Source organism: Bacillus sp. V3B (assembly GCF_024494465.1).
Lineage (GTDB): Bacteria > Bacillota > Bacilli > Bacillales > Cytobacillaceae > Bacillus_BD.
The window spans coordinates 43,910-58,099 of sequence record NZ_JAETXM010000009.1 but is presented as its reverse complement, the minus strand read 5'-3'; the positions used below and the strand labels follow the sequence as shown (position 1 = coordinate 58,099).

Annotated in this window: 10 protein-coding genes and 1 pseudogene; 9 read left to right on the top strand and 2 right to left on the bottom strand. The window is 35.7% G+C overall.

The features are described from left to right. Positions 1–3: 3 nt before the first annotated feature. From JMM81_RS11955 to JMM81_RS11930, 6 genes are all read left to right on the top strand, one after another. Positions 4–1,023 (top strand): sugar kinase, encoded by a 1,020-nt coding sequence (locus JMM81_RS11955; protein WP_256241810.1) that lies wholly within the window; start codon positions 4–6, stop codon positions 1,021–1,023. A gap of 60 nt (positions 1,024–1,083) precedes the next feature. After that, complete coding sequence (gene uxaC, locus JMM81_RS11950; RefSeq protein ID WP_256241809.1) at positions 1,084–2,499, top strand: glucuronate isomerase; 1,416 nt, start codon at positions 1,084–1,086, stop codon at positions 2,497–2,499. A gap of 16 nt (positions 2,500–2,515) precedes the next feature. After that, the gene (gene uxuA, locus JMM81_RS11945; RefSeq protein ID WP_256241808.1) at positions 2,516–3,562 is read left to right on the top strand and encodes a mannonate dehydratase; all 1,047 of its coding nucleotides are present in this window, start codon (positions 2,516–2,518) and stop codon (positions 3,560–3,562) included. 37 nt (positions 3,563–3,599) lie between these two features. Further along, positions 3,600–4,454 (top strand): SDR family oxidoreductase, encoded by an 855-nt coding sequence (locus JMM81_RS11940; protein ID WP_256241807.1) that lies wholly within the window; start codon positions 3,600–3,602, stop codon positions 4,452–4,454. 151 nt (positions 4,455–4,605) lie between these two features. Then, entirely contained in the window at positions 4,606–5,448 is an 843-nt protein-coding gene (locus JMM81_RS11935; RefSeq protein WP_256241806.1) for an HAD family hydrolase, read from the top strand. Positions 5,449–5,471: 23 nt separating this feature from the next. Then, complete coding sequence (locus JMM81_RS11930; protein WP_256241805.1) at positions 5,472–7,223, top strand: glycoside hydrolase family 3 protein; 1,752 nt, start codon at positions 5,472–5,474, stop codon at positions 7,221–7,223. Between the two features lie 70 nt (positions 7,224–7,293). Here the strand turns inward: JMM81_RS11930 and JMM81_RS11925 are convergent, their stop codons facing one another. Beyond that, positions 7,294–8,466 carry an ROK family transcriptional regulator gene (locus JMM81_RS11925; RefSeq protein WP_256241804.1) on the bottom strand — a complete coding sequence of 391 codons (1,173 nt, stop codon included), beginning with the start codon at positions 8,464–8,466 and terminating at the stop codon, positions 7,294–7,296. 1,486 nt (positions 8,467–9,952) lie between these two features. Between JMM81_RS11925 and JMM81_RS23080 the strand changes: the two are divergent. The 3 genes and pseudogenes from JMM81_RS23080 to JMM81_RS11915 form a co-directional block, all read left to right on the top strand. After that, positions 9,953–10,297, top strand: a pseudogene (locus tag JMM81_RS23080) (methyl-accepting chemotaxis protein); the annotation flags it as partial. 90 nt (positions 10,298–10,387) lie between these two features. Beyond that, positions 10,388–10,801: a CZB domain-containing protein gene (locus tag JMM81_RS23075; RefSeq protein WP_375162380.1), complete on the top strand. Its 414-nt coding sequence runs from the start codon at positions 10,388–10,390 to the stop codon at positions 10,799–10,801. A gap of 611 nt (positions 10,802–11,412) precedes the next feature. Beyond that, positions 11,413–12,834: an MFS transporter gene (locus JMM81_RS11915; protein ID WP_256241802.1), complete on the top strand. Its 1,422-nt coding sequence runs from the start codon at positions 11,413–11,415 to the stop codon at positions 12,832–12,834. Between the two features lie 65 nt (positions 12,835–12,899). Here JMM81_RS11915 and JMM81_RS11910 read toward each other — a convergent pair whose 3' ends face one another. Next, the gene (locus JMM81_RS11910; RefSeq protein WP_256241801.1) at positions 12,900–14,144 is read right to left on the bottom strand and encodes a helix-turn-helix domain-containing protein; all 1,245 of its coding nucleotides are present in this window, start codon (positions 14,142–14,144) and stop codon (positions 12,900–12,902) included. Positions 14,145–14,190: the final 46 nt, after the last annotated feature.

Genomic DNA, 14,190 nt, shown 5'->3' with positions numbered 1-14,190 from the left:
TAAATGAAAAAAGTTGTGACAATGGGTGAAATTATGTTGCGTTTGTCAGCCCCAGTATACCAAAAGCTTGAACAAGCTCACTCTTTTGATGTGATATATGGTGGAGGAGAAGCAAACGTAGCGATTTCTTTGGCGAATTTTGGACTCTCTAGTTCGTTTGTTAGTAAGTTGCCTACGAATGCACTTGGTGAAAGTGCCAAACAGCATTTAAATCGATATAATGTTTCAACAGATCATATGGTGTATGGCGATGGTCGACTAGGAGTTTATTACTTGGAAAAAGGATTCTCTCTTCGATCTTCTAAAGTCATCTATGACCGGCATCATTCGGCCTTCGCTCAATCAAAAGTGGACGAATACGATTTGGATGCGATATTCGAAGGTGCGGATTGGTTCCATATTAGTGGGATTACACCCGCTTTAAGTGAAGAATTATTCCACCTTTCTAAAAAGGCTTTAAAGGTTGCGAAAGAAAAGGGAATTACAACAAGCTGTGATTTGAATTATCGAAGTTCCTTGTGGACATTTGAGAATGCACGAGAAAAAATGACTGAATTAATTCAATATGTTGATGTATGTTTAGGTGTTGAACCATTGCAATTACTTGATAAGAATGGAACAGATATAAAGGATACCTATTCAAAGCCACTAAGTGTCAAAGATTATCAAGAAATCATCACCGAAATGCATAAACAATTTGATTTTAAATATATGGCTATGACATTTAGAGAACATTTATCCGTTAATCGAAATCGCTTATATGCCTTGCTTTCAGATGGAAATAAATTTTATCAATCAACAGAAGTTGAAGTCGAATTTGTTGACCGAGTAGGAGCTGGTGATGCTTTTTCAGCCGGAATGATTTATTCGTTAATTACCGGTTTCCAACTGCAAAAAGTAGTTGATTTTGCCACAGGTTGCTTTGCCTTAAAGCACACAATAGAAGGCGATGCTAATGTGCTTAGAACAAGCGATATTGAGCAGTTTTTAGCACAAAGAGGCGCACTTACGATTAATCGATAAGAAGTTTGACCATGTAAACCTAAAAAAGAATGCATTATAGATAAAGGAAGGAAGTTCTCAATGGGATCATTTATCCATGAAAATTTTATTCTACAAAGTAAAACGGCCCACAATTTATACCATCAATATGCAAAAAACATGCCGATCTACGATTATCATTGCCATCTCTCTCCAAAGGATATTGCGGAAAATAGAAAATTTAACAATATCACCGAGCTTTGGCTAGAAGGTGATCATTATAAATGGAGAGCCATGAGAGCGCACGGGATTGATGAGCAATATATTACTGGTGATGCAAGTGCAAAAGATAAATTTGCTGCATGGGCGAAAACCGTTCCATACACACTTGGAAATGCATTATATCATTGGACACATATTGAGTTAAAAAATTACTTTAGTGTTGATGAATTACTGAATGAAGAGACATCTGAGAAAATTTGGAATCAATGTAATGAATTATTGAAGCAAGATGATTATTCTGTACAAGGTTTAATCAAACGTTCCAATGTAAAAGTGATTTGTACAACAGATGATCCAACAGATGATCTTAATTATCATGAACAAATCGCTAATCTACCAGATTTCGATGTTAGAGTACTTCCAACATTTCGTCCTGATAAAGGATTAGAAATTAATAAAGAAACCTTCGTTCCATTTGTAAAAGAGCTTGAGAAAGTAACCAATACATCATTTTCTTCTTATGGAGAATATGTACAAGCTCTTGAAGGAAGAGTTCAATATTTCCATGAAAAAGGTTGTCGAGTTTCTGACCATGGCTTATCTGAGATCCCGTTTGCTACATATGATAACAGCGAATTAGATTCTATTTTCCAAGCTGGGCGTAACGGAGAAATAGTGAGTATAGAAGATGAAAAGAAATTCAAAACAGCGATCCTAATCGTTCTTGCAAAAGCTTATAAAGAGAGAGAGTGGGCGATGCAAATCCATTTTGGAGCAATTCGTAATAATAATACGAAAATGTTCAAAAAATTGGGTCCTGATGCAGGGTTTGATTCGATTAGTGACCAAGGTGAAGTAGCTGCACCATTAAATGCCTTATTAGATGCTTTTGAACAAGGTGATAGCTTGCCAAAAACCATTCTTTATAATTTAAATCCAATTTATAATGATTTGATTGGTACAACGATCCAAAATTTCCAAGCAGGATCAGGCATAGCAGGTAAAATTCAATTTGGATCAGGCTGGTGGTTTAATGATACGAAACCAGGTATGATTCGCCAATTATCATCATTAGCCGATCAAGGTTTATTGATGCACTTTGTTGGGATGCTGACAGATTCACGCAGCTTTATCTCATATAGCAGACACGAATATTTCCGCCGCATACTATGTAATTTAATCGGCACATGGGTAGAAGATGGAGAAATTCCAAATGATCCTGCGCTACTGAAAATGATGGTGGAGAATATTTGTTATAACAATGCAAAAAACTATTTTAGTATTGATGTGAACTAAAAGGAGGAAATAAACTATGGAAATGGGTTTCCGTTGGTATGGTAAAACTGATTCAATTCCACTGGAATATATTCGTCAGATTCCAGGAATGAAAGGGATCGTTACAGCTATTTATGATATCCCTGTGGGAGAGGCTTGGCCATTAGATAAAATTGAAGAATTAAAAGCTGCGGTTGAAGAGGCTGGTTTACACATTTCAGTTATTGAAAGTGTTCCTGTACATGAGGATATTAAAATCGGTTTACCAACTCGTGATAAATACATCGAAAATTATAAAGAAACATTACGTAACCTTGGTAAAGTGGGCATTCCAGTTGTATGTTATAACTTCATGCCTGTATTTGACTGGACACGTTCTGATTTAGAATATCGTCTTCCAGATGGTTCAACAGCTCTTATTTTTGAAGAAGACGTTATTAAAAAAATGGATCCGTTATCTGGTGAATTATCTCTTCCAGGTTGGGATAGTAGCTATAACAAAGAAGATCTAAAAACATTATTTGATCACTACAAAAATGTAGATCATGAAAAGCTTTGGGAAAACTTAGCGTATTTCATTAAAGAGATTATGCCTGTAGCAGATGAAGCAAATGTTAAAATGGCGATCCACCCGGATGATCCGCCATATGATATCTTTGGATTACCACGTATTATTACAAATAAAGAAAATCTTGAAAGATTCATTAACTTATATGACAGTCCAAACAATGGACTTACAATGTGCAGTGGTTCATTAGGTGCTGAACCTGATAATGATTTCCCTGAAATGCTTCGTTATTTCCTTGAAAAGGGTCGCGTAAACTTTGTTCATGCAAGAAATATTAAGCTTACGGGAGGAAAATCTTTCCAGGAGTCTGCTCATGTATCTGAGTATGGTTCTGTCGATATGCATGCAGTTATTAAGGCAATTACAGATTTTGATTATACAGGACCGATTCGTCCAGACCACGGCCGTATGATTTGGGGAGAAACAGGTAAACCTGGCTATGGCTTATATGATCGTGCATTAGGTGCAACTTACCTATACGGTTTATGGGAAGCAGAAGTAAAGAATAAAAAATAGAAACTAAAGTTTGATCACTTTCGAGGAGGAAATAAAAATGACAATACCATTTAAAGCTAATTTAGACGGAAAAGTAGCAGTTGTAACAGGCGGAGGCGGAGTATTAGGAGCTTATTTTTCTAAAGCTCTAGCAGAAAGTGGAGCAAAAGTAGCAATCCTCGATCTTCATCAAGAACCAGCTGATAAAGTAGCAGCAGAAATCAATGAAGCTGGTGGAAAAGCAGTTGGAATTGCAGCAAATGTACTTGATAAAGAAAGTTTAGAAGCAGCTAGAGCCATTGTTGAAAAAGAACTTGGTACATGTGACATTCTTCTTAACGGTGCTGGAGGAAATAATCCAAAAGGTACAACAGATGATGAATATTATAATGCAGAAGCAGTAAAGAACAATCCGGAATTAAAAACATTCTTTGATTTAGATCCAAAAAGTGTAGGGTTTGTATTTGACTTAAACTTCTTAGGGTCATTACTTCCTTCACAAGTATTTGGTAAAGGAATGACTGAGAAAAAAGGATGTAATATTATCAATGTATCTTCAATGAATGCTTACACTCCTTTAACAAAAATACCAGCATACAGTGGTGCAAAAGCAGCAATCAGCAACTTTACACAATGGCTTGCTGTGTACATGTCAAAAACAGGCGTGCGTGTAAATGCGATTGCACCTGGATTCCTAGTAACAAAGCAAAACGAAAAATTATTGCTTAATGAAGATGGAAGTTACACAGCAAGAGCGCAAAAAATCATTAACAGCACGCCGATGGAAAGATATGGACAACCAGAAGAACTTGTTGGAGCAATCTTGTTCTTAGCTGATGAAAAAGCAGCTAGCTTTATCAGTGGTGTTGTACTACCAATTGATGGTGGATTCTCTTCTTACGCTGGAGTTTAATCGCTCTTCGATAAAAAAATAAAATTAAGGTTGCTAGTTCATTGTTATTTGAACTGGCAGCCTTAAATTAATGTTTGGATGTACATATATTCCTGGGATAGAATCCCGTTTTTTTTTTTAACAGTAGAACTTTGAAAGAGGAGGTTAACAAATGAAAGATAAAATTGAGGATTTTCAAAAAACAAAGGATTTTCTAGTTTGTGTGGACTCTGATGGTTGCGCGATGGATACGATGGACGTAAAACACGAAGAGGCATTTGGTCCAGAAGCTGTTAATGTTTGGAACCTTCATCATATCAAGGATCATTTCCTTGAAGTATGGAACGATATCAATCTTTACACCAAAACTAGAGGAATTAACCGTTTTAAAGGGGTTGTTCAGACTTTTGCAGCGCTTGAAGCAGAAGGTATTGAAATGCCGGATATCTCTTCTTTTAAAAAATGGACAGAAACGACAAATGAACTTTCAAATCCATCTCTTGAGAGAGCAATTGCGGAAACAAATGATGAGCAATTAAAGAAAGCACTGGAATGGAGCCATGCAGTAAATCATGCGATTGAAGAGAAATTAGCTGGCAATGACAAGCCAGTTGAAGGTGCTAAAGAAGGATTAGAGGCTGCTAATCATGTTGCCAATGTAGCCATTGTTTCTTCAGCAAACGGTGCGGCAGTTTTGGATGAGTGGACAAGACATGAACTTGCTGTGCATGTTGACGTTATGCTTGGTCAAGAAGCTGGAACAAAAGCATATTGTATCCAAGAAATGAAAAAGTTTGATTTTGACAATACACATGTATTAATGGTCGGAGATGCACCTGGAGACTTGGATGCAGCTGTGAAGAATGGCGTATTCTATTATCCAATTCTTGTTGGAAAAGAAAAATTCTCATGGGAACGTTTTAAAAATGAAGCCTTAGGCAAATTTTTAGATGGTAGTTATAAAGGCGAGTATCAACAGCAACTCATCGATGAATTTAATTCTAATTTGAAATAAGCTAGCCGGGGGTAGAAATAGAAATGATGAAACCAAAAATCGCACAAAATATTTCCATGCCAAAAGTTGATCTAAAAGCAAAACCCTTTAACTTATCTGATGAAGATATTAAATGGGTAAAAGATACAATCTCTGGCATGTCAGATGAAGAAAAGATTGGTCAATTATTTATTAATTTATTCTTCTTTGGTGAAGATAAGTTTAGCGGAAATAATTTTACAAACAAAGAACTTCTTGAAAAGTTCCACATTGGTGGAGCACGTTATCAAGGTGGAACTTCAGAACAGGTTCAAGATCTTATTAACAGCCTGCAAAAAGATTCAAAAATACCATTGTTAGTTGCGGCAAACTGTGATGCAGGTGGTAACGGTGCGATGAATGATGGTACATATGTGGCTGCAGCTGCGATGTGTGAAGCTTCAGGAGATGAACAAGTATCATTTGATGCTGGCTATGTCAGCGGTCGTGAAGAACATGCAATCGGTGTTAACTGGAATTTTGATCCATGTGTAGATATCTTGGAAAACTGGAGAAACACAATCGTTAATACTCGCGCTTATGGTACAAACGCAGAAACGGTTATTAAACATACCAATGCTTATATTAAAGGGTTAACAGAGAGCAATATCGGTGTATGTATTAAACATTGGCCTGGTGATGGTACGGAAGAACGCGACCAGCATTTAGTATTAGGTGTGAACGAATTATCTGTTGACGAATGGGAAGAATCATTCGGTCAAGTATATCGTAACCATATTGATAACGGTGTTCATTCCATGATGGCTGGACATATTGCTTTACCTGAATATCAAAAGGCCTTGGTACCAGGTTTAGAAGATAAAGATATTTTACCAGCAACGCTAGCTCCAGAATTAATCAATGGTCTATTAAAAGGGAAATTAGGCTTCAACGGTTTAGTTTTAACAGATGCTACGCATATGTTAGGGATGTCTTCAGCTATGCGCCGTGAGGACTATGTACCACAAGCGATTGCCGCTGGTTGTGATATGTTCTTGTTCTTTAACAATATTGAAGAAGATTACGGATTCATGATGAACGGTTATAAAAATGGTGTGATTACAGAAGAGCGCCTTCAAGATGCCTTAGAAAGAATCTTAGGTTTGAAAGCGACGATTGGCTTACACAAAGCACAAAAAGAAGGCACTTTATTACGTACAAAAGAAGATCTAAAAGTAGTTGGCTGTGACGATCATATCGAACGTGCAAAACAAGCGGCTGATAAAGGGATTACATTAGTGAAGAATACGTTTGATCAACTGCCAATTCGTCCAGAAACGCATAAACGTATTCGTTTGTACTTCTTAGAAGGTGAAGTAGGCGGTATTTACGAAGCAAATGATAAAACGTTAAAGTTCATTGTTGCAGAACTAGAACGTCGCGGCTTTGAAGTGACTGTAAACGAGGGGAATAGTCGTGTTAAAGGTCCTACTTTAAAATATCGTGAAGAAGTAGATGCAGCTCTCATTTTTGCAGATATTGTTGGATACGGTGCAGAAAACAACTACCGTATTAGATGGAAAACAGCAATGTCAAATGAAGTACCTTGGTATGTACAAGAAGTGCCAACTGTGTTCGTATCGTTAAACTTTACAACACATTTAACGGATGTACCAATGGTGAAATGCTACATTAACGCATACAAAGATTCTGAAATCACGATTGAGAAAGTAATTGATAAAATCATGGGTGAATCAGAATTCAAAGGAACACCTAACGAAAATGTTTGGTGTAATAAATGGCAAACTAAACTTTAATGACTCTGATAACGGAACGGTCTAAAAAACTAACGAAAAAAAGAGGCTGCTATGCAGCTTCTTTTTTTCGTTAGTTCGTTTCTTCAAGATTTGTTAGAATAAGTTCTGGAACTTCTAAAAACCGTTGAATAGCTAATGCACATGCACCCATAATAGTCGCTTTATTTCCAAAGTTCGAGAGACTGATTTTGCAATAATGACTAACTGAAGAAGATAAATAATGTTTAATTTTTTCGAGTGCATTAGGGGTAATTTGTAAAATTTCACTATTTAACACTAAAGTTTCTGGATTATAGGAATTAATGATGTTATTTAGACCGATCGATAAGTCGAATATATAGGGATCAATGTGATCTTGAATAAAAGCATCATCTTCATTTATTAATTTTTTTACATCTTTCATTGTTAGATTCGTTTGATTAAGCTGATTTGATAATTTTGAAAGGAAGCTTTTTGTAGAAGTGTATAGTCCCCAACAACCCTTGTTCCCACATTTACAAGGCTTTCCACGAGGATATAAGATCATATGCCCGACCTCACCCGCATAGCCATGGTATCCCTTTTGAATTGTACCATCTACAATAATTCCTGCTCCAACACCTGGTGAAAATTCTATGGAAATCAAATGTTGGCAAGAATAATGTTTGTATACTTTTTCAGCATAGGCTGATAAATTGGCGTTATTTTCAATATGAATATTCAAATCAAGTTTCTTTTTTAAATCCGCTTTCAAATTTTTATTGTACCACTGATATTCCGTCACAAAATTAACACTTTCATTTTTATCTACTGTGCCGTGCACCCCGATGACTACATTCACTAAACCAAAACGAGTATCTAAGCACATTTTATTATATTTTTTTATATGCGTCATGAGTATATTAATAATTTCTTCGTATTCATCTGTTTGAAGCTGCTCGATATGATTGAGGACAGGATTCCCTTGTAAATCAGACAGGTTATATTCAATTTGTTTGTAGTTTAGATCAATTCCTAAGACATAGCCCGCATGAGCATTAATGGAAACCATGATCGGACGTCGGCCAACTGTAGGATTCACTTGCTGAGTTTCACAAACTAATTCTTCTTCTAATAGATCGGCTATCTGTGCGGAAATGGTTGCTTTATTGAGATTCGTAATTTTTGATAGATCCGCACGCGAGATCATTCCATGTTTAATAATATTCTCTAAAATAATTCTTCTATTTATTTTTTTAATATAGGCACTGTCACCAGTAATCAAGGTTTATCCCCCAATATCTTATTTAAAATTATATTGTAAACACTAGAATTGATAGCGTTTGCAATATAGATTAACTTCATTCAGCAAATGCTTTTTTTTGTACCGAAAGCTTGCGACAGGTACAGAAGTCCTCCACTTCTGTAAGTGGGGGATGAATGCAAAAAGCTCTCTGATTCAGTGGGGATTCAAACCCGGCTGAATGAAGTTAAGCCTCCGGCGAGCCTTTCGATTTTTTAAAGGTAATTGATCGAGCGAGCTCGACGACGGACAGGACGTCCTAGTCAGGCGAAAGCCACAGGATGTGGCTTTCTGAAGCGTGATAAAAATCCGGGCGCAAATTCGGAGGGGCGAATTTGATATTCATTAATTAGTAGTCATTATACTATAAAACACAATAAAGAAGGGAAGATTTATTGTGTACTTCTTTATTGTGTTACCGCTATCTTTTTTAACTAGTCAAACGCAAATCAATATGCTAGTATACAAGAGTGAGCTAGCAAAGTTTAATAGACAGAGAATGATGCGCATAAATGAAGTTTTAACTTCATTCAGCAAATGCTTTTTGTACCGAAAGCTTGCGACAGGTACAGAAGTCCTCCACTTCTGTAAGTGGGGGATGAATGCAAAAAGCTCTCTGATTCAGTGGGGGTTCAAACCCCGACTGAATGAAGTTAAGCCTCCGGCGAGCCTTTCGATTTTTTAAAGGTAATTGATCGAGCGAGCTCGACGACGGACAGGACGTCCTAGTCAGGCGAAAGCCACAGGATGTGGCTTTCTGAAGCGTGATAAAAATCCGGGCGCAAATTCGGCGGGGCGAATTTGATAAAAATGGAATAATTAGTTTAGTATAAATGTAAGCGTTATTTTATTGAGGAGATCTTATTTTTATATTTTATGAGGGACATTATAAAGCGTGCTTGAAGAAATTCATACACTATATAAATCCAACTTGTTAAATTGACAATGGAGGAAACTAATTATGTTTAATTTTACGAAGAAGAGAGAATCGGATCAAGTTGAAGTTTTTACAAGCCAATTAATACAGGAACTAGAAAGAATTTATGAAGCAAATGCAAACTTTGGAATATCGGGTGAAGCATACTTACCAGGAAATAATGAAGTAGAAAAAATGATTAACAAACTTCTAGAATTAAAAACTTCTCAAGTACGGGAACAATTTCTATTAAATAGTGATTTGATCGAATTTGTTACAGGGATGGATTATGTGAAAGATATGGTCGATAGTATATCTTTACAAAAAGAATCGGTCGATGAAGTAGCAGCCAGTAGTGAAGAAATGAGCCATTCAATTGAAGAAATCTCCCATTATGTGCAAACTACTTTAAATAATACGAAGGAAGCAGTGACTATCTCTACAAATTCTATAGGTACCATCAACGATTCATTTCAATATATTAATGAGTCATTTGAAAAGATTCATGTTGTGCAAAATAAAATGCATAATGTGGTAGAAGGAACAAAAGAAATTGATTCATTAGTGAATATTATTAATGACGTGGCAGAACAAACGAATTTATTATCTTTAAACGCCAGCATTGAGGCGGCGAGATCAGGTGAATCAGGCCGAGGATTTGCTGTTGTTGCTAATGAAATCAAAAAACTCGCAGAGAATACAAAGAAATCTGTCAACTATATTAAAGACAAAGTACAGAATTTAAGAGATGAAATTGGCATTTCTGAACATGCCATCACAGAAGCTGTAGATGTGTTCTCTAAAGGGAAGAATCACATTGATCAAGCAGTTGTATCAATGGATAAAATGGAAGGATCTTTAAACGGTATTAATTCAGTTTTTGAAAGTATCTCTGCCAATGTTGAAGAACAGTCTGCTACCACTCAAGAAGTAACAGCAAGATTAAATGAAATTAACTACCAGACCGGGAAATTAAGTGAAGTGTGTATGCGAACAGGCCAAGGAATTTATACAATCAGTACAATGGCTGAAAATTCAAGAAGCACGGCACTCCCTTATTTTAAGGATTTCAAAGGAAATCAAATGTTAGTACCTGTGGCTGCAGAACATTTACTATGGAAATGGAAAGCCTATAATGCGGTATGTGGATTCGTTCAACTTGATGAACATAGTATCGAGGATCATATAACGTGTACTCTTGGAAAATATATGAGAAATTTAGATCCTTCTCATGAGATGGTTGTAAATTTGTATGAACCACATAAAAAAGTCCATACTCTTTCAAAAGAGGTCATAAAGGCCGTAAATAGTGGAAATAGAAGCAATATAGACAGTCATTTAAGAGAGCTAAATGATGCTACAACAGAATTAATAAATGGATTAAAAATGACGAAAATGTAAAGTAACAAGGCAATCTATATTTTTATTGGAAGAAAAGGCTTTGTTCAACAATCATATTGATGCTTTAAAGGCCCTTGGTGTACGCGAACAATTAAGGATTTAATAGTAACTGTCAGAAAATCAATCTATATTTGTATAAAATGTGAACGTTTACAAAAAACTATTTGAAAACGCTTTAAAATATGCTAGTATTCTAGTATAAAGAATAAGAGATAGGATTTCCGTGGTTGATGAATGAATCATTAAGAAAGAAAATAATGTAATTTTTGAAACCGTTTTCCAATATTTAAGGAGGCTATTTTATGTAAAGTTTATCAGTGTATAAGGATAGCAGTATAGCTAAGCAAAAGAATGATATTTGGATGGTTTGTAACGAAATAACTCAGCATTCAATTTATGATTGATTTTTTGTTGTCAATATAATAGTTGCCAATAGAAGATAAATCGAACGAACTAATAACATTTTTTTATACTATTAATCTCTTGGATACATTCCGGAATTCAAGAATACTAGTATTCTTGAAATGGTGGTATCACATAGAACATCTTTCAAGGAATAGATTATAGCCATTATGTAAGATCAATTACTTAAATATATTGGAGGGTTAAACATGGATCAAAATACTGTGAGGGCTCAAGAACCAGCAGCTGCAACAACAGGAGGAAATTCCATACGTCCATTTGGCATTCGAGATAAATTTGGTTATTTATTAGGTGATTTTGGAAACGATTTCTCATTCATACTTGTGTCTACATTCTTAATGGTATTCTATACCGATGTATTTGGCATTAGTGCTGCTGCAGTAGGTACACTATTTTTAGTCGCTCGTTTATGGGATGCGGTTACCGATGTATTATGGGGACGTTTTATCGATTCCAGAAAGACAACGGCAAAGGGGAAATTTAGACCATGGATTTTCCGGATGTCATTTCCACTTGTTGTATCAAGCGTTTTAATGTTTACACATATTCCTGGAATGTCTGAAGGATTCTATTTAGCTTATGCTTATGTAACCTATATTTTATGGGGAATGTTATATACGTCAGTTAATATCCCTTATGGTTCAATGTCTGCGGTTATTTCTGGAGATTCAGTTCATCGAACAGAGTTATCGGGTTGGAGAACGATGGGCGCTATGGCAGCCAATTTATTTATTAACGCCCTTGCACCACTGATTGTATTTGTAGATAATGGGATTTCTGCAAACCGTTTGTTTATGACAGTTGTTGTCTTTAGTATTTTGGCTCTTGCTTGTTATCTAGGTTGTGTTAATTTATCAACAGAACGACTTTCAAACCCAGATAAGAAACCGGGAGAGAACATTAGTTTCAAAGAAACATTAAAAGGACTTGCGAAAAATACACCATTAATTACGATCTTAATCGCATCCCTTCTGTTTATGATGTGTATGTTACTTGTTGGTACGATTAACGTCTATTTGTTCAAAGACTTTTTTGGCAGCGCGGCCGTATTAAGCTTATTTGGTCTCATGCAAGCAGGTATGGTATTTGTTGCTATGCCATTTCTAAAACCACTTGTTAGCAAATTTGGGAAAAAAGAACTTGCTTCAGGGGCCATGCTGCTAGCTGGTTCATTGTACTTGGTTCTATTTTTCATACCAAATATTTCTCTAACCTTGTTTTTAAGTTTAAATGCAATAAGTTTGATTGGATTCGCCCTATTTAATTTAGTTATCTGGGCTTTCGTAACAGATGCGATTGATTATCAAGAATATTTAACGGGTACACGTGAAGATGGTACCGTTTACGCGATTTATTCTTTTGCTCGTAAAATTGGTCAAGCCTTTGCTGGTGGTCTTGGAGGATTTGCCCTTGCATTTATAGGATATGATTCAGGTCTTTCAGCTCAAACACAAGAGGTTAAAGATGGAATCTATATGGTAGCAACACTTGTGCCAGGCGTCATGTATCTCATTATCTTTTTAATTTTGGTATTTGCCTATCCATTATCCAAAAAACGTACAAATCAACTTGCGATCGACTTAGCTGAAAAAAGAAAAGCAAATCGCTAAAGCTACGTATTGTTTAACTTGGTAAACCAATAAATACGCATAATGAAAACAGCGACTGATGCAAATCAGTCGCTGTTTTCATTATGCGTATAGTTACTTTTACTATATTGAGAGGGTGTGACAGAGGTGATCTTTTTAAAAACTCGACTAAAATAATTGAGATCATTAAAACCTACTAAAAAGGCAATTTCGGTAATGGATTTATTTCCCCTATGTAGATATAATTTTGCTTCTTCCACTCTTTTATGATTAATATATTCAATGATAGTCATGTTCGTATCCTCCTTAAATTTGCGTGAAAGGTAGGTAGGATTTACGTGAATGGCAGTTGCAATATTATTTAATAGTAATAGATTTTCTAGATTAAATTGGATATAATCGATAGCTTTTTTCACAATAGGGCTATAGCCACGTGTGGAAAATACATTAACAGCCTCACAATATTCATTCATCATTAACATTCCTAGACTGTTCAATTGATTCAGGTTTGGCGCTCTTTCAATTAAAATGGCAAATCTCTCTGAAATATGATGAATATAAACAGGATGTACTCCACCTTTTTCAGCAGCACTTCTGCATAGAGTGTTCAACACTAATGATATATTTTTGGCTGATCGAATAGGGCTTCCTGGTATTCGATTGGAAAAATCTAAAATGGCCGCAGACTCTTTTGAAAGTTGAGCAACTCCACTTTTATCTCCCTTTGTAATCGCACTTATTAATCTCTTCTCAAGCTCGTATCTCCTCTCAATAATATGTATACTTTCATCCATACTATTTTTTAATTCTTCTTTGTTCATCGTCGGTTTTATGATATCAGCGGTGATTAGTTGTGGCTGAATATATTCATAATGACACATATTTACAAGACATTCTCCTATTGCTTCGTATTCATTGCTTGTTATAACAGGTAATGCTTTGTAAAAGCTCTCGAGTTGTTTTCTCCCGCTAATTGGCAGGTTGTTAGTTGCAATAATGTCACTCATAAACTCGATAACAGAAATACTTGAAATAAAAGGTCCTATGACAATAGATCCTTTAAAAGAGTGATGATTCCAAACACCAGATGCAATGTATTCGAGACCGTATGAATTGGAATAGTAATAGTAGGTATTGGTTTGATTGTTTTGGAGTATATGATTGATTGTATGATACGTATCGTTCGAATTTTGTAATACGGTGGGAATATAATGGTCCACCATTTGTAGAATGACATTTCCATCTTGATCGATGAAGCGAACATCCATTTTTGTAATCGTATTTAGAATGTGACATATTTTAGTGAAATCAAATGTGTTTTTTTTAAACATAGTATCTCCTCTGAGTTAAAATCATATAAAATCTTAAAAAAGTAGT